This window comes from Exiguobacterium sp. SH1S1, from assembly GCF_004337245.1.
Lineage (GTDB): Bacteria > Bacillota > Bacilli > Exiguobacteriales > Exiguobacteriaceae > Exiguobacterium > Exiguobacterium aurantiacum_A.
Genome location: NZ_SJUZ01000001.1, coordinates 781,015 through 804,068 on the forward strand (window position 1 = coordinate 781,015; position 23,054 = coordinate 804,068).

Consider the following 23,054-nt stretch of genomic DNA (forward strand, 5'->3'; position numbering starts at 1 on the left):
ATCTCTTTCCCGATTTCCGGAAGTTCATTCCAACCCCATCTGCTTACCCCATCAAAATATTGTTTATCCCTGTTCCATTTAAGGTATAGCTAATCATCTATGCATATGAAGGAAGGTGTCACCCTCGTGACTTGTCCACGCTGCGGAACGAAGACCCGCTCAAAAACAACTGCTTGTCCGACGTGTGGCCATCGCCCCCGTCGCTTGAAATGGATTGCCATTCCGACCGTGATTGCACTTATCGCATTCATCTCTATTTTAACAGTCGCCTATTTGAAAGAAGCTCCTCGTTCGACGGATTCACTCGCTGACAAAGTCAACTTGAACATCGCCGAAGACACCGTCTCAGCCGATAACACTTCGATGATTGATTTGGCGACGCTCGAGAAAAGTCTGTTTTCTGTCGGTGCCGGGACAGGGTTTTTAATCAGCCCGCAAGATATTTTGACGGCTGCCCATAATGTTGAAGGTTTGACGACGATGACAATCGACCACGATGGGAAGAAAATTAAAGGGACCGTCGTCGGACGTACCGTCGACATCGCCGTCATCCGGATCAATCAAATGAAAGAGACGCCGTTCATGTTCAGTCACGCGATTGCTGCGGCGGACGAAACGCTCATCACGCTCATGCCGTCTAAACGGATCGAAGGCCAGATGACGTTCAATGAAACCGGGTATGAGCGCGAGTTCGATATCCCGAGACGGGCAATCGGCAGTCCGATTGTTGCTTCAGATGGACGGGTACTCGCCATGCACCTCAAGTCAAAAGCACTCCCGGTCGCCCTGTTCGAACAAGACGTGCTCGCGTTTCTTGAATCGGACACACCAGCGCCACCGTTAGCTAAACTAGCACCGGTCGCACCAATCACGCCACCTCGAAATGAGCAACCCGTGACGGAACCAGCGCCAGCGCCGCAACCAGAAGCCGAGGCCCCGGAAGCTGCACCAGAACCGGTCGCGCCTGCCGAAGAGCCGGTTGAAGACGCACCGGCAACGCCAGAGGAAACGCCAGAGCCTGAAGTCGTTGAACCGGAAGTGCCAGCTGAAGAACCGACGCCGCCTCCCGTCACAGAAGAACCGGTCACGCCGGAACCTCCTGTGACAGAACCGGCAGAACCGGTGGCGCCTGAAAAACCAGCAGCTGAAGCAGAGAAACCAGTCAAAAAGCAAGAAAGCAAACCGAAAGATCAGCCAAAAGAGAAACCAGTCACAGAAGAAAAACCGGTTAAAAAAGACCAACCCGCTAAACAAGAAAAGCATGTTGAAAAAGAACAGCCCGTTAAACAAGAAAAGCCTGTTAAAAAAGAACAGCCTGCTAAAAAAGAACAGCCTGCTAAAAAAGAACAGCCCGTTAAACAAGAACAGCCTGCTAAACAAGAACAGCCTGTTAAAAAAGAACAGCCTACTAAAAAAGAACAACCTGCCAAACAAGAAAAGCCTGCTAAACAAGAAAAGCCTGCTAAAGAAGAAAAAGCTAAACCGGCTGCCACAGAGCGAGACGAAGAAAGCACGCCTTCCGACTAAATCGGAAGACGTGCTTTTTACTCGCCCTTATTCAATTTGCGTTGCACGTTACCGACCGCGGCCCCGAGTAACAGCAGCAAAATCGATAGCATCCAAAACGGGATCGCGTCTTGCAAGAGCCAGACGAGAAATGCGCTCAGCGCGATGACGCCGCCGAGCCAAAGAAAATTCCACTGTCCCATATGACTCACCTCTCATCCATCATAGCACATCAATCCGGTGCGCCGCCGCCTGGGGCGGCAATGATTTCGTCATCATCTCACTATGCTCGACCCGCACGAATTGGCCGACCGTGAGCGTCGATGTGTCCCCGATCTGCTCGTCTAGATGAAACACGATGCCGTCGAACGGTTCAGCCTCCAACTTCGGTGCGACCCGAATTCGCGCTGCCTCGAGTTCGACGATATAGCCCGTGAACGTGACCACGTTGATCCCTCCTTCCCCCAAATGCGCTCCCCCTCTTTTCTTTTCCCATTTTTTCAAATAATGCTACTTCGTGAAGCGATTGACTTGTATAATAAAGCGACAATCACAAAAGCTGGGAGGGACCTCATTTGAAACACACCATCGACTTACACACCCCAGACTTTCAGCGCACCTTCCTTGAGATGATGCTCCTTGAAGAGTTGATCGAAGACTATAACGCCGAGGCCATCGAGACGCTCATCGTCCGCGGCGAGACGGCTTTCCCGAACGACCCGTTCTTCCCGGCGATGCGCGCTTATCCGCTCATTCGCGAAGGCGATTTCAAGACAGCCAGACAAGTGCTCGAAACCGCGAGTACGATGGGCGACCATTACCTCATCCATTGCCTGCACGGCGCCCTCAGCGAAGACGCCGGGTTTACGTTTGAGGCCGAGCAACATTACTGCCGCGCCGTCGAGCGCTATCCGGACGTACCGATGACACGGCGCGCCCTTGCCGTCCATTACTTCAATCGTAAATTCTACGGCGAAGCGGGTTTACACATCATGCACTACGTCCGTCTCGCCGGTTTCAGCGAAGAGACCGTGCCGATGTTGCTCGAATTCTTCCAAGCGTTCGATGAGATCCCGCTCGAGATGAACGACGAGCTGCTCAAAGCCGCAATCGGCTATTTGAACGCAAATCCGCGAAACCCACGGGCCCATTCGCTCTATGCCTCGATTTGCAGCCACCGGGTCGAGATGCTCGTCAAACGTTTGCCGGAAGACGGTCAACTCGACGACGAGACGATCGCGACGCTGCTCGAAGTCGAAGAGCACGGCATGTGGAGCGCGACGTACGACGATAGTGAGGACAAAATGTTCCGCGCCATGTTCGCCGACTATATCGATAACGTCGTCTTACCGAACACGTCCCGAACGTATGTATATCGCCTGCGTCTGCGCTACTGGTATCATCGCCTGACCCACCGCCTGACCGGGGGCTATGCGGATACGATGCGACAATCCTAAACGACAGCCCGAACTCAAAAAGAGTTCGGGCTGTCGTCTGCTTATGGTATTGAATGCTGTCTAACTCACCCCATATACGGATGAATCGGTCCGCGCAGTTCAAATGAGTAGTCCTCGTGATTGACGATGCCGACCGTTTCATCGCTCTCAAGCAATTGAACTAAAAACTCGGCCATCTCTTCGGCCGTATGGTACTTCGCGACGTTCTCACTGTAATCGAAGTTCTCTTCCTCGCGGGCCCGGCTCGCGAATCCGGTCTCGGTCGCAGCCGGTGCGAGCACTTTCGCCCGCAACTTGTCGCCGTTTTGGATAAGTTCTTGGGCGAGTCCTTCCGTGTAGGCGCTGACGAAGAACTTCGTCGCGCTGTACGTGACCCCTTTCGCCGCAATGCGGTAGCCGACGACCGAGGCAATGTTTAGGAGTGTCGCCCCTTCGACCTTGTGGTAGTCCCGAACGTACAAGTTCGACAAGACGGTCAGCGCCTCGACGTTTAGACGAATCATGTTTTCCATTTTCCCGACTTCGGCGTCTTTCACAAGATTCGAGTCCCCGAACCCAGCGTTATTGATCCACGTCTCGATATCGAGGTCGGCGAGCGACTCATAGAGTGCATAGACGTTTTCACTATATGACAAGTCATTCGTTTTGAGGATGACGTCGCTGTCTGGTGAGATCGACTTGATCTCGTCACGCAATTTTTGAAGCTCGTCCGTGCGACGCGCGACGAGCACGAGCGATTTCCCTTGCTTGGCAAGCTGCTTCGCCGCCTCGTAGCCGATGCCTGAACTTGCCCCTGTGATGACCGTATATTTCATTCAAATTCCCCTTTTCCATCTAAAATGCGTTCTATCCCGTCATTCCCGAAACGTAGCATCGTCAATCCTTTGAACGTACAAAAGCCGTCCGAGGACGGCTAAAGTCACGTATTGAATTTTCCGATCAACGTCTGCAGATCTCCCGTCATGTTCCCGAGTGACTCGGCGACGCCGTTCAACTCTTGGATCATCGCGAGCTGTGAATCGGCTGTCTCGCCGACCGAACGCATCGTCTGCGCCATCTGTTCGCTCTCGGTCGCAATCCCGAGGGCGGCCGTGGCGACTTGTTTTGTCGTCAAAGCGATCTCGTTTGAGGCGACACGAATATGTTTCGTGTTCTCAACCGACGTCTCGAGTTGGACGACGATTTGTTGGAACGCGTTTGTCGCTTTCTCCAACAGTTTCGTATTCGCCTCGACCCGCTTCGCACTGAGTTCGTGCCTTGCGAGCACGGCGTTTGATTGGACTTGGATCGATTCGATCAATCCGGCGATCCGTGTCGCCGACTGTTTCGACTGTTCGGCGAGTTTCCGGACTTCTTCGGCGACGACGGCAAACCCTTTGCCTTGTTCACCGGCCCGGGCGGCTTCGATGGCCGCGTTCAAGGCGAGCAAGTTCGTCTGGTCCGTGATTGATTGGATGACTTCCGTGATCAAGGCGATCTCGTCCGACTGATGTTTCAACGCCGCGATCGATTCCCCGGTCATTCGTGTCTCGGTTGCAAGGGCGAGCACTTCTTGTTTCGCTTGTTGAATCGTCTCGTCCCCTTGTTCGGCGAGCTTTAGACTCATCGCGACGTCTTCGCTGATCGTCCCGATTGAACGGGCGATCTGTTCGACGCCTTCATCGGCCGCAGCGACCGCTTTGGCACTGCCCGTCGCTTCTTTCGCTTGTTGAATCGTCTCTTCGACGACCGCCTCAATCATCCGCGTCGTTTCTTCAGTTTGCGACGACATCTCTTCCGTGCTGGCGTAAAGCTCTTCCGATTGCGCCGTGATCTCTTGGGCGTTACGGTTCACTTCATTGATCAACTCACGCAAGTTGCCTTTCATTTGGTTGAAGCCGACCATGAGCTGCCCGATCTCGTCACGCGTCAGCGCGTCCAAGTCGGCGCGTGTCAAATCGCCATTCGCGACGACGGCGACTTCGTCTGACAACATCCGGAGTGGGACGGTCACCATTTGTTTCAAGGCGTAACCGGCACCAATTGTCAGGAGCAAGATGAGAATCGCGATTCCCGCGGAGTACAAGACTGCCTTCTCACCTAACTTTTCAAGTCTTCGTTGCTGCTCGAACATCTCCGCCTCTGACTCGGCTTGTAACCGCTCGCCCGTCTCCGTGATTGAAGCTGTCACATCCGGCATGAGTCGAAGCGCGAGTCGGTCGATCGACTCTTCGTCCCCTTCATCGATTGCTGCAATCAATTGGGCGGCTAACTCATCATAGCCGGTTGCATAGGATAAAAGATTCTCGAGTTCTGTCTGTTCTTCTTCTGTCTCGGCAAGTTCGATGAGTGTCTGAATCGCCTGTTTCTTGTCTTCTGACCCACGTTTCTCTGCGTCGAGACGCGAGTCATCTTGCTCGAGTATGTAACCCCGAAGTCCATATGCCTGACGCGTCATGCCGAGCGACAGGTCGTCGGCCGCCTTCATCTTCATCACATCATGGCTAATCATATCTTCATACTGATTCGTCATATTTTGAAGCGTCCATAAGTTATAGCCCATGCCGAACGCAACGAACAATAAAATAAGTCCGATACCACTAAATAATTTTTGCGTTAATGACAGTGTTTTCAATCGTTTCATCTCTTTTGAGGAACACGTCCTCTCCCACCTCTACTTCTCTCTAATTTTGTATTGCCATTCTTATATCGGATGACGAAACCTAATATGTACCAAATAAAAGAAGTCTGACTTCTTATTGACTACCTTTATCAGTTTTATGTTCCAATTTTTGTCACAATTAAAGACCACAGTCGTTTGACTGTGGTCCGGTTTCATAACTTGAACTGTGACACGCGATTCGATAGTTCGGTCGCCCGCTGTTCCGTCTCGTTCATCCGCTGTTGGACATCGTTGAACCGTTCGACGGACAGTTGAACTTTCTCTGAGATCGACTGCGTCCCGTCCGCTCCTTCCGTCACGGTCGTCGCGACTTCTTGGATGACGTGCAAAATGCTATCGGTCATATGGCGGAGCTGCAGCGCGTTCGTCTCGAACGTGTTCGCCGTCTTGCCGAATACGGTCGCGTCCTCTTCGTACTGCGTTGCCGATTCCTCGAGCCGGTCGTAGTCGGCGAGCACGTTCGTGTTCAAGAACGTGAGCATATCCGCCGAGCTCGTATTGAGCCGTTCGACCGAATCGATGACCGTATTCGATACCGCTTGAATCTCGTTCACGGTTTGACGCGAGTTCTCGGCGAGCTTACGGATTTCTGACGCGACGACGGCAAATCCTCGTCCGGCGTCACCAGCTCGTGCCGCCTCGATCGATGCGTTCAAGGCGAGCAGGTTCGTCTGGTCGGCAATCGTGAGGATCGCACTCGTCAAGACGCGGATCTCTTCGACCGACTTGGCACCTTTAATCGCCTCATCGAGCTCGACGCGTTTTTTCTGGATGATGGCGTTCGCTTCCGTCTTCGAGGCGATGGCTTGCGTACGCATCGCGTGGGCACGCTGTTCGACATGTCCAGCTGTTTGGGCACTATCGTTCGAGAGTTCGACGATCGTATCGATCGAGCTGCCCATCTCGGTCGTCGAGGCACTCATCTCTTGCGACGAAGCAGCCGTCTCTTCCATCCCGGCCGTCAGTTCTTCGACCGTACCTGATGTCTCTTCCATATAACGGCTCAGTTGGGTCACTTCCGCGGCGACTTCTTGCGACGATGTGAGCACGACTTTCGCCGTCTCGTCGACATCGATCATAATCTCACGAAGCGAGGCGAGGAAGGCGTTGAACGAACGGCTCACTTGCGCGATCTCATCGTTCGACGTGACCGGGATCGACATTGTCAAATCCCCGCCTTGTGACGCCAGTTCATCGAATTTCGTCTGGAGCATCCGCATCGGCTTGATGATCGAACGAAGTAGACTCATCCCGAGGAACAAGAGGATCACGATCGCCCCAACCGTCACGGCCAGCAAGGCGATGAGCGCTTGTTGGAACTCACGCTCCATGTCCGCCCCGACTTGCCGCGAGCCTTCTGAGTTGTAATCGACGAGTTCGGTCAGGCGTTGCGTAAAGTTCTCATATGTAGACTGGGACTGGGCATCGTAGTACGAGCGGGCCATGCCGTTGTTGCCCGATGTACTAAAGATGAGCATGTTGTCTGACACGCGTTGATACATCTCCCATTGGCGGGCGAAGTTGGCGAACAGTTCTTTATCGGTTTCGCCTGACGCTGTCGCCTCATATTTCGGCGCGAGTTCATTGATTTGGGTCCGAATCTCTTTCAGTCTCGCCATCAATTCTTCTTTTCCGGCCGCGTCCTCGGTCACGATATGCTCGAGTTCGAGCGCACGATAGTTCGCGGCGAGCGTGTTTAGTTCGTGGGCGTAATCGAGCCCTTTATTCCAGTTGTTGACGATATCGTCGCCTTGACGGTTCGCGTCGGCGAGTGACAATAGCGAGTAGCCGCCGACACCGGCGACCATGACGAGTGCGAGGATGACGAGTCCCCATAACTTTTGACGAATCGTCAGGCCTTTACTTGAAGGCGCGGATGTCTCTACTTTTTGTCGTTTCCGTTGTTTCGGTTTCCATGTAAAGCGGCGGACATCGATGCGACGCAGGTTCAATCGACGTACAGCCGCTGACCATTTTTCTTTCCATGCCATGTATGTATTCCCCTCTCAAGTACAACGTTTCATTCTTTATCGTCTTGAAGTCGAGAAGTTTAAAGTGGATTGACCAAAATAAAAAAAGGTGACTGAAAACTCAGTCACCTTCCGGGTTCGATTATTGGATGTTCAACACCGTCTCGGTGCCTTCGATCATCTTGATCTCGGTCCACTTGACGACGTTTTTGCCGAGTGGGTCGTTCGCGACCATGAAGTCGGCGAGCGCTTGCACTTTCACTGGGTCGACCGGTTGTTTGACGTTGTTCAAACGGAAGCGGGCAACTTTGTTAAACGTGTCCAAAAAGGCGATCTCTAGTTTTGTCTCAGTCATGGTTCATTTCCTCCTTAGAATGTGAGTGGATTAGGCTAAGTCGTATTCGCGGATGACCGACACGGTGAAATCTTCATGTTCGAGAAGATCGAGCATGAGCTGACCGTATGAATCGGCTTGATCTGCCGTGAGCGCAGCGCGAATCGGACCGAACCGTTGCGTCTTCTTCGTCGGTTTCAAACTTTCGAGGTCATGATGCGTCGTCAGGACGAGCGTGGCTTTCTTTTCTGTCAGCTGTGCCATAGGGGATGGCTCCTTTCGGGGAGTGGTTACAATTCAGACGGATAGGTGGAGTCCAGACGTTCGAGCAGCTGAATCATCCGCTCAAGACGTGTCTCGATCCGGTGGAGCAGATAGAGCGAGACGACGATCGGGAATCCTAGGTTTGAGATGAGTTCGGGCCAGCTCATGTGACCACCTGCTCATCGTGCCGATTGTGAGCGGCGGGACGAGGGGGTATTAGCATAAGTGGGAGCCTCCAATTTAGACCGTCACGTGGAACTCACGCGACACGACGTACGCAGCGGACTCGACCGCGAGTAACGGGATCAACAAGTCGCCAAACTGTTTGATCTCCTCGGTCTCCATCCGCGCACCGAGCGGACCGAAGCGGACGAGCTGACGTTTTTCCTTGCCGTAAACGAGCCGTTTCGTGTCGAGATAAAAAACGCTTGCGTATTCTCGATACACTGCCATATGTCTCACCTCCTTCGCCCTTATTAACCGACGAGGAAACCGTTTTGCTCAAAAGTCGTAAATGTTCCAACCGTGACTTTTGAACCACATCATCAAGCAGTCGTTACATCTGCCTCAAATCATTCCTATGACTTGCATCGCCATACCATTTAGGGTATTTTTATAGACGTTGTGTAAATTTGACAACCGCATCGAAAGTCCCATAAATTCATTTCCACGCTTTCAAAAAATGAACAGTTAATTTTTTGAAAATAGGGTACTATACGAGGGAGGGTACTACCACCCGGCAGACTTGAAGAAGGAGCTAACACTAGATGAACAACTTAGACATCGCACTCGCCACTCCAATTCCTTCCGCTCAATTTGAAGTTGACACGATCGATTTAACGTTCTTTGCGACCGAATGGGATGCATATCGTCCCGAACTAGGTAAACCATTTCAATATAACGGACGCCATTTAATTGTCTATCCGCTTAAAGAATTGAGTCGCGCCTTCACCGTTGCCGGCATCCCACGCAGCCAGCAACAGTTGATCAAATGGGAGACGGACGGCGTCTTACCGCCGACCCCGTTCACGATGGGACGCAAACGTTTTTATACGGAAAATCAGATTCGGACAATCATCGATATTGCTTTGGAATGTGGATTACGACCACGTACGCACGTCAGAAAGACTAACTTTTCAGATCAAGTACATGTAGAATTGACGTACATACTCCAATACGAATTAGCCGAGCGAGAAAGTTCACTCGCATGAGCACACAAAAAGCCTTTCCCGACGACACGTTGATCGTCGGGAAAGGCTTTTTGGGTTGAGGTTGATTTGAGTCTACCCCTATAGTTGCTCTCGAGCCGCCTTCGGAATATCTGCGACCGTTACTTCATCGTAAGACGTGACGACGTCTTGATCTTTCACATATAGCTTCAAGTATGCCCCGCTTCGAAGCTCCTTCGCCGCCGTGAACGTGACCGGTTGCGAATCCCCGTCTTTCGTCAACGCCGGCATCGTATACTCGTAGCGGCGGACGACGTCACCCGACTCGAGCGTCGTCTCCTCAACGTTTGTCGCTTCCCCGATTTGTACATATAACGCCTCTTTCCCAAGCCGGTTCCAGTCGATGTTCACAAGCCCGAGCGCCACGATGACGAGGGCGAAAGCCGCAATTACTAGTTTCTTCATAATATTCTCTCCTTCAGATAACGTATTTCGTAAACCGTCGAACCGTCAACACGTAATACAGCGTATAAATGGCAGAATAGACCGCCATCCAGACGAGCACCGGTACCGTGAAGTCCATGACGAGCAAGCGCGAGAACGCGAAGAGCGCGACCGAGGCGTGCAAAATCCCTAACGAGAATGGGGCGAGGAACACGACCGCGATTTGTTGACGGATCGTGCGTTTAATATCCCGCTTCGAGATCCCGACTTTTCGTAACACCGCGTACTTCGAGCGGTCTTCCTCGGCCTCGGTCATCGTCTTGAAGTAGATGATGCTGCCCGTTGCGACGAGGAAGACGAGTCCGAGAAAACTACCGACGAACAAGAGTGCTCCGTGCATGGCCATCGTCTCAGCGTATAACGCTGTCGCACTCGAGAAGTTATCTGCTGTCGACAAGCGATCCGACAAGACGGTCTGCTCTTTATAGTCAGCGACGGACACGGCTTGATACATCGTCCCTTCTCCCGGCAATGTCTTGAAGACGTCATCCGGTGTGACTAGGAACAGTCCGCCGAACGTCATGACGTTGAGCGGTGTCTTGTCATAGCGGGACGCGACCGAATACGTCGTCTCGTCTAGCGTCACATCGTTCACGTCTTCCGAGAACCGTTCGTCATAGAACGGATCAATCAAGAAGACGCCTTGCTCTTGCAGCGGTTCCGGTTCACTCCAGCCTAGGTCGGCGGCAAGTTTTCGGAACGTCGTCTCATCGATGACGCCATATTCCCGCTCTCCCGTCTCTAAGGCGACACGAACCGTCTTTTGCATGACACTCGTCTCAGCCAACACATCGGCGTCGATGTCTTGTTTGTCGCCTTGCCAAGCAAACGTATAGGGAGCGTACGAAGTGACTTGTTGTTCCGCGTAGTAGTAGACGCTAAAGATGGCCCCGCCAGCCGTGATCGCCGTCGCACTGATGATACTGATGAGCGTCAACGTCTTCGCGTTGCCTCGAATCCGGTATAACAACTGTGACGTCGTCAATAAGTTGAGCCGGCGCCACGCCCAACGCTCGTTCGCTTTTAGGCGGCCGAGGATAAAGATGAGGACGCTATGGAACAAGAGACCGGAACCGATGACGGTAAGACCGATGATGAGAAGCGGCATTGCCGCCGCAAGATAACCCCAAAGCGGAGACGTGGCGAGGTCTTGCAGCGCGAGCGTGTAAGCCGTACCGAGGGTGAGGATACCGAGTAGCGCCATGAGCGGGCTCGCTTTCGGCACGTCCTCGCCTTTTTTGTCGGCATGGAACAGTTCGATTAATTTGAAGCGATAGATGACCCGGTAACCTTGGAACGATGTGAATAAAAAGATGGCGAGGAAGACGAGCGTCGTCTCGACGAGCGCCGAGGTCGAGACCGTGAACCCGATCGACAAGTCGCTGTTCATCAAGTTGAGTAGCAGCCGCAACAAAACGTTCGACCCAATCAAACCGAGCCCGATCCCGATCACGAGTGATACCGCACCGATGACGAGGTTCTCAAACAACAGGATGAGACCTATCTGCTTTTTCCGTACCCCGAGAAGAGAATACAGTCCGACTTCCCGTTTACGTCCTTTCAAGAAAAAGGCGTTCGAGTAAGCGATAAACAGCGCGACGAAGATGAGCAGAATGAACGTCGAAGCGTTCATGAGACCGCTGATCTGTCCGGACGTCTCGGCGAGGGCACTAATTTCCCCGCTATGTTTGAGCGTCGCGAACGTCATGTAGATGATGATGGAAAAGATCGTCGTCCCGACGTAGAGCGCGTACCGCGATAGATTGCGAGCGACGTTCTTCTTCGCCAAATCAAATAACGTCATCGGTCGCACCGCCTTTTGCGAGCTCGTCTAAAATCGCTTGATAAAACGCGTCACGCGACTTGCTGCCGCGAATCAGTTCGCGCGATAGCTTTCCATCTTGAATATAGAGGACCCGGCGACAAAAGCTTGCGGCGTAGGCATCGTGTGTCACCATCATGATCGTCGTCTCGGCCTCGTTCAGCCCGGCGAGCGTCTGTAACAGGTCGGTCGCCGACTTTGAATCGAGCGCACCTGTCGGCTCATCGGCGAAGATAAGTTTTGGATCGGCAACGAGCGCCCGGCACACAGCCGTCCGTTGTTTTTGCCCGCCTGAGATCTCGTACGGATATTGATCAAGGATCGACGCGATCCCGAACCGCTTGGCGAGCGCGTCGACTTTAACCCGCGTCTCGCGGACCGGTGTCTTGGCGACGGCGAGCGGCAGCAAGATGTTCTCCCGTACCGTGAGCGAGTCGAGCAAGTTGTAGTCTTGGAAGATGAAACCGAGGTGGTCGCGTCGGAAGTCCGACAGTGATTCCTCGTCGAGCTTGGCGATGTTTTCCCCTTCGATGAGGATATCCCCCGCGGTCGGCGTATCGATCGTCGCGAGCACGTTCAACAGTGTCGATTTCCCGGCGCCAGATGGTCCCATGATGCCGACAAATTCGCCGTGTTCGATCGTGAATGATACATCGTCGAGCGCCTTGAACGTTGTGTCGCCTTTCCCATATGTTTTTTCGATTGCGTTGACTTGTAATAATGATTCCATGAATAGCACCTCTTTCTAAACACTACGATACACGCGCCACCTTAACTGAAAATCACGCGTACCTTACGAAATCCTTAAATGATATGCTACAAGGAGAGGTGATTTCATTGGACCAACCACGTATTTTAATCGTCGACGACGAAAAAGATTTATGTATACTCATTCAAAAAGCGCTTGAACGAGAAGGATTCACACAAATCGCGACCGCCCACACCGTCAAAAGCGGCTTGGAGACGTTCCACACGTTCGCCCCGCACATTGCCATTCTCGACGTCATGTTGCCGGATGGTGAAGGCTATGACCTGTGCCGCCAAATCCGCGACACGTCGAACATTCCAATTTTGTTCTTATCCGCGAAGTCAGACGAAATCGACAAGATCCTCGGCCTCGCCATCGGCGGCGACGATTACATCACGAAGCCGTTCAGTCCGAAAGAAGTCGCCTTCCGCATCAAGGCGCAGCTTCGCCGTGTCTCGATGTACGACGCACCAGCACCCGTCGATACAATCGTCGGGCCGTTCCGGTTGAATGTAGACGAGACAGAAGCATACAAAGACGGCGTCCGGCTCGAACTGACGGCGAAAGAGGTCGGCCTGCTCGCCTGCTTCATGCGTAATCCGAACCGGATTCTCAGTAAAGAAACGTTGTTCACCCGCGTCTGGGGCGAGGACTTTTACGGCTCTGACAATACGGTCATGGTGCACATGCGCCGACTCCGCGAAAAAATCGAACCGAACCCGTCACAACCGATCTATATTAAGACGGTCAAAGGGCTCGGCTATAAGTTTGAGGCATAGGGGGCGTTTGAATTGAAATGGAAATTGACCGGACGTTACTTGGTGTCGATTCTCGCCATCGTTGCCATCGTCGTCATTTTGAACGTCGTCATTCTCGTCACGTTGCTCGTCAACGACCGGACCGGGATTGATGACGTCGAGAGCAACTCCGGAGAGACGTTCACCCGCACGTTCAACCAGTACATGTCACTCGAGGACGGCGCACCGGTCGTCAACGAAGACGGGATAACCGCCCTTGAGGAGTTCGGGGCGTTCATCCAAATCCTCGATGCTTCAGGTGACGTGGTCAGCGACGTCGATGCGCCCGTTGACGCACCCGATTCCTACTCCCCAATCGAACTGATTCAGATTTATAAGTATAAAGACGACGACCTCGTCCTCTACTTCGTCGGTGAATTTGAAACGTATAGCTACTTGATCGGCGTACCAGACGCCAAAGAGGACCGTGCCCTGTTCATGCTTGATCCCGAGGCGATCTTCGCTTACGTGTCGCGAGCGACAGTCATCTTACTCATCGTCGATCTCGCCGTCGCCGCACTGATCGGGCTCGCCTTCAGTTCGATTTTGACACGCCCTGTCTATCGTTTGACCGAGCGGATCGCCCAGCTGAAAGCACGCGACTTCTCGACCGTCGAACCGAAACGGCCCGGCATGTACCGACCCGTGTTCGCAAACTTGAACGATGTGTCACAGACACTGACGACATATGAGTCAGAACGGGAACAACTCGAGCGCCGCCGCAAAGAGTGGATGAGCAACGTCTCCCATGACTTGAAGACACCGCTCGCCTCGATCCAAGGCTACGCCGAACTGCTCGAGGATACAGACGTCGACGAAACGGAACGGCGCCAGTACGCTGAAGTCATCGAACGCCAAGCGCTCTACATGAAAGAACTGCTCGACGACTTCAACTTGACGATGCGGCTGCAGCACGGTGATTTCCCGCTCAACCGCGAGACGACCGGGCTCGAGCCGTTCGTCCGCGAGCTCGTCATCGACGTCTTGAACGACCCGCGGTTTGCGACGCGCAACATCACGTTCTCAAGCACAGACGCGGCGTCACGCGACGTCGACCGTCATTTCATGAAGCGGGCGTTGCTCAACTTCATCTATAACGCCCTCCTCCATAACGACGAGTCAGTGACGGTACATGTCACGGTCCTAGGCGGGACGATTATCGTACAAGACGATGGGAACGGCATTGATGAAGCCGACCTGCCGTATATTTTCGAACGTTATTACCGAGGGACGAATACGACCGACGCGCTCGGCAGTGGGCTCGGGATGGCGATTTCCCGGGACATCGTCAAGGCACACGGGGGCACGGTCACCGTGACGAGTGACCTCGGTGTCGGGACGACGATTCAAATTGACCTGCCGTAATGAAAACAAGGATTCGCTCAACGGAGCGAATCCTTGTTTTCATTGTTATAAGCTTCAATCCATACCTCAAGCTCATCAATCGCGAGCGGACGCGAGAAGTAATACCCTTGCATCTCGTCACAGCCGAGCAAACGGAGTGCGTCGTGCTGCTCGGTCGTCTCGATGCCTTCGCAGACGGTCTTTAAACCGAGGCCGCGGGCGAGCTCGATGATCGATTGGACGATGACGTTTCCGGTCGGGTCGTTCTCCGTCGCTTGGATGAACTGACGGTCGATTTTGATCTCATGAATCGGATAATGCTTTAAATAGACGAACGCCGAGAAACCTGTCCCGAAGTCATCGATCGAGATTGAGAATCCTTGCTTGCGGAAGGCGATGAACCGTTCGATGACGTGCTGCTGATTCTCCATTCCGACGCTCTCCGTGATCTCAAACGTCAAATAGTTCGGGCAGACACCCATTCTTTCGACGACACGGGCGAACTTCTCGACAACGCCTTCTGATAGGAAGTGACGGGCCGACAAATTGAGCGCCAAGTGATATGTCCGACCAGAGGCGTGCCACGCGTTCAATTGGCGGCATGCCTCCTCAAGCGCCCACTCCTCGAGGGCGATGATGACACCGGTCGACTCGGCGAGCGGGATAAAGTCGAGCGGCGGGATCAGCCCCTTTTCCGGATGGATCCAACGCATGAGCCCTTCAAAACCGTTAAGCTGTCCGGTCGAACCGTCAATCTTCGGCTGATAGTAGAGCGCAAACTCGTTCAAGGCGAGCCCTTTGCGCAAATTCATCTCAAGCGTCAATCGGGCCGTCGCCTTCTCGCCCATCTTCTCTTCATAGAAGATGATGCCACCGCGTTGGACATGATGATAACTAGCGGCGATCCGTGTCGTGTGAATCATCTCGAGCGTCGAGCGCGTCTTATCCTCAATCGAGATAAAGGCACTCATCGTCAGGACGACATCCAGTTCATCGACGGTAAACGGCTCGCTCATCACCGTCTCGCAAAGCATGTCGGCAATCCCGTACGCTTTGATCCGGTCGCCGTACGGTGTCCATACGACGAAACCGGATTGAGAACTCCGGGCGAGCATCGCCGGATCGACGACGAGTTGGAGCCGATTCGCGATTTCCTGGATTAATTGATTGGCCTTCTCGCTGCCGAGCGCGTCCTCGACAGAGCGGAACTCATCGATTCTCACGTAAATGAGTGACCCCAGGTGATGATCAAGTTCGTCCCGCATCTGGTCGACTCGTTCGATGAACGCGTTCTTATTCATCAGTCCTGTCAATTCATCCGTATAAGCGAGCCGGGCGATGTGTTGTTCGACCGACTGACGTTCGAGCCGGCTATATAAAATAGCGACAAAATCAGCGAGTGTACTCACGATCAGCTCTTCGACATACGTCCACTTCCGAAGCTCGTACGTCTCGCAGCAGATGACACCGCGGGCTTGTCCGTCCGCAAAGATCGGTGCGTCAAGCATCGAGTAAACCCGTTGTCCTTCGACGAAGTATTGTTGATATAAATTTTTCACCCATTCGTGCGTCCGGACATTCTCAAACAGGAGGACACGGTTCGTGCAGAGCGCATCAAAATAGACCGGCGCATCCTGACGATAGACCGTTAATGCCGGCTTGCTGATGCCTTTATCTTTTGAATATGCGACTTGACAACTGATCGAGTGTTGCGTCTCATCGAAGTGCCAGATCGATACGGTGTCGACTTCGAGCATATCCGCGACGACTTCGCACATATAGCTGATCGCCTGCTCGACTGTCGCGTCGGACACGTCCGGCATCCGTACGAGCTCGAACAGTTTCTCTTGATGTTTACGGTATGTTTGTGTTGAAAAGTTCCCCTCGATCATAGTCCCCTACCCTCGTTCAAACAGTTTTGCCTTAATGATAGCATGAAGCACAAATACGAAACCTTCCAAAATTCAACATAAAGTCAATTTCTAATTTCCCTCTTTTTAGGAGACATCTATCTGACAGACCTATCAAAAAATATTGACCTGCTTTTCAAGGAATCTCGCTCGAATGAGTCCTTTCCACCATTGCTTCCCGGTTTCTCGGCACCGTACAATAAATGTGTATCGTTACCCGTCATGAATGACTCTATTATATTAAAGGAAGTGACTCCATGAATCACAAGTCCGGCCTCATGTACTCATTCGCCGCAATCGCCGCCGTAAGCGTCCTCGCCCAGGCCGACGAAGCGTCCGCCGCTAGCACCCATATCGTCCGAGCCGGTGACACGCTTTGGTCGATCAGCCAACAGCATCAAATCCCGCTCGCGACACTCAAGTCGATGAACAACTTGACGACCGACCGAATCGCCATCGGACAAACACTTAACTTGGCCGGATCACCGACCGTACTCACGACGGCAGTAAGCAAAAATCGAGTCACGACCGCTGCATTAAACCTTCGCGCCGGTGCCGGTACGAGCCATAATGTCTTGCTCACCATCCCAAAAGGTCAAACGCTCAAACCGCTCAAGACGAGCGGTAAGTGGTCGCAAGTCACCTTTAACGGGAAGACCGGCTGGGTACATAACGACTATCTCGGTACAGCCAAGGCAGCAACGACTAAGCCGACGGCATCAACGAGCACCGTCAGCCCGACCGCCCAATCGACGTCACAGACGACCGTCAACTTGAACCTCCGGGCTTCGAAATCGACAAAGGCGAACGTACTCGTCACGATCCCGAAAGGAAAAACGGTCACGATCCTAAAAGTCGAAGGTTCGTGGTCGCACATCAAATACGGTTCGACGACAGGCTTCGTCGCCACTACATACTTAAAGAAAGCCGCCGCGACGCCTTCACCAAGTCAACCTGCCACACCTTCACCGAGTCAGCCGGCGACACCGGCAGCGCCGAAAGAAGAGAGCGTCAATCAATCGTTCGTCACGACGGCGAACTTGAACGTGCGAAAAGGAGCAGGCATCGGTTTCGCGCTCGTCACGACGATCCCGAACGGCGCGACCGTGCAAGCAACGAAACAGAGCGGCACTTGGTACTACGTCACGTATAACGGAAAGAGCGGTTACGTCAGTGCCGGCTACTTGAAACAGACGACGACCGCACCGAGTGCACCGGTCGCACCGAACTTAGGTGACGCCGGGGCTGGGAACACTTCGGTCGATTACGTCGTCAACACCCCGTCCTTGAACGTCCGTGCTGCTGCGTCGACGAGTTCCGCCATCGTCGGTAGCGTCAAAGCCGGTCAGACGCTCCGCGTCGTCCAGACGGCAAACGGCTGGCACCAGATTTATATCGGTAACACGACCGGCTTCGTCGCAGCCTCGTTCGTCAAGGAAGTACCGAAAGGCTCAACGACGGCACCAACATGGGTCAGCGGGTCGTTCGACTCACATACGTTCTATACGGCAAGTCCGGCCGCCATCCGCGCCCAAGCGAACGATTCGAGCCAGGTCGTCGGGTCGACGCTCCGCGGCGGACTGTTGAACGTCGTCGGCGAGACGGCGACACACTACCGTGTCAACGAGAACGGGACGCAAGGTTTCGTCGCCAAAGCGTTCGTCACCCAAGTCAACGGACAGACCGCCCAAGCAACCCGGCTCGCGACGATCGCCGTCGCTAAGAAATACGTCGGGACGCCGTACATCTGGGCGTCGTCTAGTCCGGTCAACGGCGGCTTTGACTGCTCAGGCATCATCTATTACGCGTTCAACCAAGCAGGGGTCTCGATCCCGCGGACGAACGTCGCCAACTATTGGGCCGGGTCTTACTTCGGTCCGCAGCTCGACAAATCGTTCGTGCCTCAGGCCGGCGACCTCGTCTTCTTCGAGAACACGTATACGGCCGGTCCGTCCCATATGGGCATCATGATCGACGCCGATACGTTCATCCACGCCGGGACGTTTGGTCTCGGCTACAACCAAATCAGCAAAGAGCCATATTGGAAATCACGCCTCATCGGCTACAAGCGACCGTGACCTTTGACGCATTTGAAAACCCGACCTTTGTCGGGTTTTTTTTCAGTTAGCAGGATTTCACTTGAAAGACTCGAAATGCGATATAAGATAGGAAAGGTAGAAAGGGAGTGTACGATGGGAAGCAACCGATTCGCCAAAATTCCGTACCGGATCTATACGATGGTACTTGCTGTCGCCTGCCTCGTCGGTGTGTTGTTATTCGGTCTCGGATTAAGCTATTACTGGAAAGAGAAACACGTCAGCGTCGATCAGTCCGTGACGAACTTGAACCATGCATCCGACCTTGCCGGCGTCGAGTCTTACCTTGTCCTCCACCAGGCCGCGAAACTGTACGAACTGAACTCGGGCCAGCCGACGGCGTTGTTGTCCTCGCCTTATCGCGAACGCGCGCTCCAGTATAACACCCAGCTGCTCGATGATTTCGAGACCGGGGTCCACGAACGCGAACGGGATGCCCTCCTCGCTTTTTCTGAACGACTAGACGAGACGCTCGACGGCGAGTTGAGCGAATTCGACAACGTCCCGTTTGACGTCATCGAATCGATTGATCGGCGTTGGCTCTACCAAGGCTTAGAGCGGACCGCCCAAGCGAACACGGCCTACGAGTTGACCGATGCCGTCATGCGGATGCAGATGACGTTCATCCAAAACGTGACGAACTTGCTGGCGGAGACGCCGGACCGAGAAAAATTAGAAGCCGAACTCGCCTCCATCGCCACGGAAGCGCGTTTACTTGAAGAGATTATCGCGACGAATCCTACTCTCCAAACGAAATCGACCGCTGATTTAACGGAGAGCGCCCTAGCGTTGGGACGACTGACTTCGACCGGCTCGACGCTCGAGGCGCGTTACGTCAACGGGACCAAGTTTTACGAAGACTCGCATGAAGTTCTCCAGACTATCCGCTCGTCGACCGAGTCATTGCTCCTAGAGGAACGAAACCGATATGGGACGCTCGCCGTCCTCGTCCTGCTCGCGACGCTCGTGCTTTCGACCGGACTCTTGGTCGCGCTTTGCTATACACGTAAAATGTATGCCCATGATTTAAGTCATTTGAAAGCCCGTGCGCTCGCCATCGACCCAAGCACCGAACCGGTCGAGGCGTCATTCCCGGCCAGTCATGACTTCCGTGGCATCGAGGACGAGCTCCGCGAGATTGCGGTGAGCGTCCATTCGACCGTCAACACGCTCGAGACGCAATCGAACGACCTGCTTCGCTATCACGAGCGTTGGTCGTCCCTGTTCTCAGAGACCGGTCTCGCCATCGCGTTGATCGATGATGCTTATAACTTCATCGAACGGAACGATGTGTTCGATCAGTTCTTCGGCGCCCGGAACTTGTACGAGATCAACCAGCTATTCACTAACACAGGTCGTCGCCTGTTCCAGGAAGCACTTGAAGGTGTGACCGAGCACGGGACGAGCGCACAATTCATTTTGCATTTAAAAGGAGAACATGCCCGTTTCTTGAACGCGAAAATCATCCCGCTCAAGCGCGGGGGAACACTCACGTACTACTTGATCCTCGAAGATGAGACCGAGCGCGTCGAGCGCGAACGGAAAGTCGATCGCCTCGTCCGATTCGACCTCGCGACCGAACTGTATAACGAATACGGTTTTATCCGAGCGTGGGAAAAACAAGACATCGATGGGACGTTCCTCTTGATCAAGTTGAACGATTTCCACCATCTCGTTGACTGGTACGATACGATTTATGCTGACCTGCTCATGACCGAGTTCGCCCGTCACGTCGAGGACCGGCTCGAGAAGTATGCGCATCATTTGTTCGGCCGCTATCGTGACGACACGCTCATGTTGTACGTCAAAGGGTTCAGCACGCTCGACGAACATGAACTGATGGAGCTGTTCCCGACCGAACTGTTGATCAATCAAAAACGGCAGACCGTCCACGTTCAAATCGGGGCGGCACACACGACGCCGAACTATACCGATTGTTTGTTCGAGGCGACACGAGCACTCCAACACGCCAAAGAGACGCGGACGCCGTTCGTCTGGTATGACGCGAGCATCCTCGCCCAGCTGCAGTGGGCCGCCTTGATCGAACAGGCGCTCCCCGAGGCGATCGAGCAAGGACACATCTCCGTCGCCTACCAGCCACAAGTCGAATTGACAACTGGACGCGTCGTCGGGGCCGAGGCGCTCGCCCGTTGGCAGCATCCGGATATCGGTCACGTCCCGCCGAACGAGTTCATCCGGATTGCCGAACGGTCAGACCAGATTTTATGGTTATCTCACTCGATCCTCGACCAAGTCATCAACCAGCTCGTCGCTTGGCGCGATACGTCATTCTCCGACGTCTCGTTGTCGTACAACTTGTCTGCCCACTCGGTCGACCCGTCGATTGTCACGAAGCTGCGTGATTTGATCGAGACGTACCCGTGGCTGCCGGACCGCTTGAAAATCGAATTGACCGAGTCGGCCGACATCATGTCACATGCGAACGAGCTCGAGCGGCTCGAGGACATCGCCGACCTCGGCTACTGCTTGTCGATCGATGACTTCGGCACCGGCTACGCCTCGTTCGAAGCGATTTGGCACTTACCGATTCAAGAAGTGAAGATTGACCGGATGTACGTCAGCGGGAAAGCGAAAGACAGCACATCCTTCCTCCGTGCCGTCTCACGCTTCGCGAGCGAGCAGGCGCTCACATCACTCGCCGAAGGCATCGAGACGAAGGAAGACCTTGAACGGATGATTGCCGAAGGGGTCGAGCTCGGGCAAGGCTATTACTACGCCCCGGCGCTCAAACCTGACGCGTTCGAGGCTTGGGTGAACGAAAAAAAAGGACGCCCTGACTGAGCGTCCCGATCGGTTGACGTCTAGCGCGTCAGCCTTTTTTTCGTCTGATCACGTTCAGCACGAGCTTTAAGGCGATCAACCCGAAAATGATCGGCAGAATGACCGGAAGCGTGCCGCGCGGCAATAGACCGAACACGATGAACACCGTCATCCCGACCGCGAAAAACAGTTTGATGCCCCGGTCTGTCGTGAATTTGTCCCACTGCCAGACGAGCAAGAGCAGCGCGAGCGGTGGAAAAAAGAACGTCAGGAAAAAGAACGGCATGTTGCGCGCGTACCATGGACTCATCGAGTGATCACCTCCTCATATAATTGTTCCGTTGCTTCGTTCGTTTCAAGATTTAGATAGATCGGTTTTCCGCTCCAGTCGATGCGGATGGCGGCTGTGGCGTCACGGTTGATGAAGAGAAGCACGTCTTCCTTATAAGTCGTTCGAAAGTGTCCTGTCAGTTGTGAGCTTGTAGCGGCCCCGTTCGTTCGACGCTCGACGTCCGGGACGTTGGTCAATATGACATCAACAATCTCGTCATACGGCACGGTTTGCCCGTAACTGCCTTCGATGACGAGTGCCGTATCGGTGAGTGTCACTTCGGTCGGTTGAGAGAACCAAAGCAGGAGCCCCGGTACGACCGTGAGCAAGAGCATAGAGACGAGGACGATCGGGATGAGTTTCTTCTTCCCGCCCGGACGAAGCCGTCCCGTGTCGTCAAAAATATTCCCGTCATACTTTTGGGCGCGCCAAAGGATGACGACGATGAACAGGATGAGCACGATAAAGAGCGGCTCGATTGGGACGACGAGCCCGAACCAATCAATGAGGCCGACGATGAGAAAGATGAAGCCGATGCCGTAACACATGATACCGATCAACCGTGCGACCGGTTTGATGTCGACGCGTGCCTTGTCTGCTTCGTTCATCGTGTTATAGCCCGAAATGAGAAAGTGCCACCCTAACTTGTGGACGGCGAACCCTAGGACAAACATGAGTAGTGCTGCAAATATAAGAATCCACATGAACAAGTCCCTCCTATCTCCTTCATTCTACGGGAAAATCGACCGAAATGTTTCACCGAATCATCAGACGTGCGCGAACGAAAGGCACATGCGTATACTAGCGGTAGAATACGCAGAAGGAGGTAGTCTTATGTATCGTACCGCTAACGACTTCAAACAGGATTGGACAAAATCATCGACCGGCACGCTCGACGTGCTCCGCGCCATGACCGATGACACGCTCGGCCAAAAAATCGTCCCCGACCATAACTCACTCGGTTGGATCGGTTGGCACGTCACGACCGCCCTCGGCTACTTCACGAACTTGCTCGGTTTCCGTCTCTCAGCTTTGAAGAGCCTGACCCAGCCCGATCAAGCGAGCGTGATCGCCGACCAGTACGAACGATACGCGCAAGAAATTTCAAGCGCCGCTGACGGTTTTACAGATGACTATTTGCTAGAAGAAGTCGACGTCCACGGGAAGATGACGCCGCGCGGTGCCGTCCTCCGCATGATGATCGACCATCAGACGCATCACCGTGGTCAGATGACGGTACTTTTACGCCAAGCGGGACAACACGTTCCCGGTGTCATGGGCCCGACAAAAGAACAGACGAATCGCTAACCGCCGTCGCACTCAGCACCTAGGTCATGGACCGCAACCAAAAAGACGAGA

General features: G+C 53.7%; 23 protein-coding genes. 8 read left to right on the plus strand and 15 right to left on the minus strand.

From position 1 onward, the window contains the following. The first annotated feature begins 126 nt into the window (after nt 1-126). Nucleotides 127-1,527 carry a S1 family peptidase gene (locus EVJ23_RS03960; RefSeq protein ID WP_131464263.1) on the plus strand — a complete coding sequence of 467 codons (1,401 nt, stop codon included), beginning with the start codon at nt 127-129 and terminating at the stop codon, nt 1,525-1,527. Between the two features lie 17 nt (nt 1,528-1,544). On the opposite strand, the gene EVJ23_RS15265 is transcribed toward EVJ23_RS03960, so the two are convergent. Together EVJ23_RS15265 and EVJ23_RS03965 are read right to left on the minus strand one after the other, a co-directional pair. Then, entirely contained in the window at nt 1,545-1,709 is a 165-nt protein-coding gene (locus EVJ23_RS15265; protein WP_167615699.1) for a hypothetical protein, read from the minus strand. 19 nt (nt 1,710-1,728) lie between these two features. After that, the gene (locus tag EVJ23_RS03965; protein ID WP_131464265.1) at nt 1,729-1,953 is read right to left on the minus strand and encodes a DUF3221 domain-containing protein; all 225 of its coding nucleotides are present in this window, start codon (nt 1,951-1,953) and stop codon (nt 1,729-1,731) included. 128 nt (nt 1,954-2,081) lie between these two features. Here EVJ23_RS03965 and EVJ23_RS03970 point away from each other — a divergent pair, with 128 nt between their 5' ends. Then, nucleotides 2,082-2,963 carry a tetratricopeptide repeat protein gene (locus tag EVJ23_RS03970; RefSeq protein WP_236633332.1) on the plus strand — a complete coding sequence of 294 codons (882 nt, stop codon included), beginning with the start codon at nt 2,082-2,084 and terminating at the stop codon, nt 2,961-2,963. A gap of 65 nt (nt 2,964-3,028) precedes the next feature. Here EVJ23_RS03970 and EVJ23_RS03975 read toward each other — a convergent pair whose 3' ends face one another. The 7 genes from EVJ23_RS03975 to EVJ23_RS04005 all read right to left on the minus strand — a co-directional run bounded on the left by EVJ23_RS03975 (nt 3,029) and on the right by EVJ23_RS04005 (nt 8,646). After that, nucleotides 3,029-3,778: an SDR family NAD(P)-dependent oxidoreductase gene (locus EVJ23_RS03975; protein WP_131464267.1), complete on the minus strand. Its 750-nt coding sequence runs from the start codon at nt 3,776-3,778 to the stop codon at nt 3,029-3,031. A gap of 104 nt (nt 3,779-3,882) precedes the next feature. Beyond that, nucleotides 3,883-5,586 (minus strand): methyl-accepting chemotaxis protein, encoded by a 1,704-nt coding sequence (locus EVJ23_RS03980; protein ID WP_131464269.1) that lies wholly within the window; start codon nt 5,584-5,586, stop codon nt 3,883-3,885. A 191-nt stretch (nt 5,587-5,777) separates the two neighbouring features. After that, nucleotides 5,778-7,616: a methyl-accepting chemotaxis protein gene (locus EVJ23_RS03985; RefSeq protein ID WP_070328481.1), complete on the minus strand. Its 1,839-nt coding sequence runs from the start codon at nt 7,614-7,616 to the stop codon at nt 5,778-5,780. 121 nt (nt 7,617-7,737) lie between these two features. Further along, entirely contained in the window at nt 7,738-7,950 is a 213-nt protein-coding gene (locus tag EVJ23_RS03990; RefSeq protein ID WP_070328480.1) for a DUF2922 domain-containing protein, read from the minus strand. 30 nt (nt 7,951-7,980) lie between these two features. Beyond that, on the minus strand, nt 7,981-8,193 hold the full coding sequence (locus EVJ23_RS03995) for a hypothetical protein (protein WP_131464271.1): 213 nt from the start codon (nt 8,191-8,193) through the stop codon (nt 7,981-7,983). Nucleotides 8,194-8,219: 26 nt separating this feature from the next. Continuing rightward, nucleotides 8,220-8,360: a YvrJ family protein gene (locus EVJ23_RS04000; protein WP_021066374.1), complete on the minus strand. Its 141-nt coding sequence runs from the start codon at nt 8,358-8,360 to the stop codon at nt 8,220-8,222. Nucleotides 8,361-8,433: 73 nt separating this feature from the next. Then, nucleotides 8,434-8,646 (minus strand): hypothetical protein, encoded by a 213-nt coding sequence (locus EVJ23_RS04005; RefSeq protein WP_070328478.1) that lies wholly within the window; start codon nt 8,644-8,646, stop codon nt 8,434-8,436. 314 nt (nt 8,647-8,960) lie between these two features. On the opposite strand from EVJ23_RS04005, the gene EVJ23_RS04010 reads away from it, so the two are divergent. After that, complete coding sequence (locus EVJ23_RS04010) at nt 8,961-9,404, plus strand: MerR family transcriptional regulator (RefSeq protein ID WP_071398191.1); 444 nt, start codon at nt 8,961-8,963, stop codon at nt 9,402-9,404. 78 nt (nt 9,405-9,482) lie between these two features. On the opposite strand, the gene EVJ23_RS04015 is transcribed toward EVJ23_RS04010, so the two are convergent. From EVJ23_RS04015 to EVJ23_RS04025, 3 genes are read right to left on the minus strand one after another with little or no spacing between them, the layout of a single operon-like run. Further along, a complete protein-coding gene (locus EVJ23_RS04015) occupies nt 9,483-9,827 on the minus strand; it encodes a YxeA family protein (RefSeq protein ID WP_070328476.1) in 345 nt (114 codons plus the stop codon). Nucleotides 9,828-9,840: 13 nt separating this feature from the next. Continuing rightward, nucleotides 9,841-11,670, minus strand: coding sequence for an FtsX-like permease family protein (locus EVJ23_RS04020; protein WP_131464273.1), 1,830 nt, complete (start codon nt 11,668-11,670; stop codon nt 9,841-9,843). After that, on the minus strand, nt 11,657-12,418 hold the full coding sequence (locus tag EVJ23_RS04025) for an ABC transporter ATP-binding protein (protein WP_131464275.1): 762 nt from the start codon (nt 12,416-12,418) through the stop codon (nt 11,657-11,659). Before EVJ23_RS04025 ends, EVJ23_RS04020 begins: the two co-directional genes overlap by 14 nt. 107 nt (nt 12,419-12,525) lie before the next feature. Here EVJ23_RS04025 and EVJ23_RS04030 point away from each other — a divergent pair, with 107 nt between their 5' ends. Both EVJ23_RS04030 and EVJ23_RS04035 read left to right on the plus strand, forming a co-directional pair. After that, nucleotides 12,526-13,215: a response regulator transcription factor gene (locus EVJ23_RS04030; RefSeq protein WP_083274082.1), complete on the plus strand. Its 690-nt coding sequence runs from the start codon at nt 12,526-12,528 to the stop codon at nt 13,213-13,215. Nucleotides 13,216-13,227: 12 nt separating this feature from the next. Then, the gene (locus tag EVJ23_RS04035; protein ID WP_131464277.1) at nt 13,228-14,598 is read left to right on the plus strand and encodes a sensor histidine kinase; all 1,371 of its coding nucleotides are present in this window, start codon (nt 13,228-13,230) and stop codon (nt 14,596-14,598) included. Nucleotides 14,599-14,615: 17 nt separating this feature from the next. Here the strand turns inward: EVJ23_RS04035 and EVJ23_RS04040 are convergent, their stop codons facing one another. Continuing rightward, nucleotides 14,616-16,469 carry a sensor domain-containing phosphodiesterase gene (locus EVJ23_RS04040; protein WP_131464279.1) on the minus strand — a complete coding sequence of 618 codons (1,854 nt, stop codon included), beginning with the start codon at nt 16,467-16,469 and terminating at the stop codon, nt 14,616-14,618. A 275-nt stretch (nt 16,470-16,744) separates the two neighbouring features. Here EVJ23_RS04040 and EVJ23_RS04045 point away from each other — a divergent pair, with 275 nt between their 5' ends. Beyond that, a complete protein-coding gene (locus tag EVJ23_RS04045; protein WP_236633703.1) occupies nt 16,745-18,565 on the plus strand; it encodes a C40 family peptidase in 1,821 nt (606 codons plus the stop codon). 114 nt (nt 18,566-18,679) lie between these two features. Then, nucleotides 18,680-21,385, plus strand: a complete 2,706-nt coding sequence (locus tag EVJ23_RS04050) for an EAL domain-containing protein (RefSeq protein WP_131464280.1) — start codon at nt 18,680-18,682, stop codon at nt 21,383-21,385. A 28-nt stretch (nt 21,386-21,413) separates the two neighbouring features. Here EVJ23_RS04050 and EVJ23_RS04055 read toward each other — a convergent pair whose 3' ends face one another. Together EVJ23_RS04055 and EVJ23_RS04060 are read right to left on the minus strand one after the other, a co-directional pair. Next, entirely contained in the window at nt 21,414-21,674 is a 261-nt protein-coding gene (locus EVJ23_RS04055; RefSeq protein ID WP_070328468.1) for a hypothetical protein, read from the minus strand. After that, nucleotides 21,671-22,399, minus strand: a complete 729-nt coding sequence (locus EVJ23_RS04060) for a DUF3784 domain-containing protein (protein WP_131464281.1) — start codon at nt 22,397-22,399, stop codon at nt 21,671-21,673. Before EVJ23_RS04060 ends, EVJ23_RS04055 begins: the two co-directional genes overlap by 4 nt. Before the next feature lie 130 nt (nt 22,400-22,529). Here EVJ23_RS04060 and EVJ23_RS04065 point away from each other — a divergent pair, with 130 nt between their 5' ends. Next, complete coding sequence (locus tag EVJ23_RS04065) at nt 22,530-23,003, plus strand: DinB family protein (protein WP_131464283.1); 474 nt, start codon at nt 22,530-22,532, stop codon at nt 23,001-23,003. The last annotated feature ends 51 nt before the right edge of the window (nt 23,004-23,054 follow it).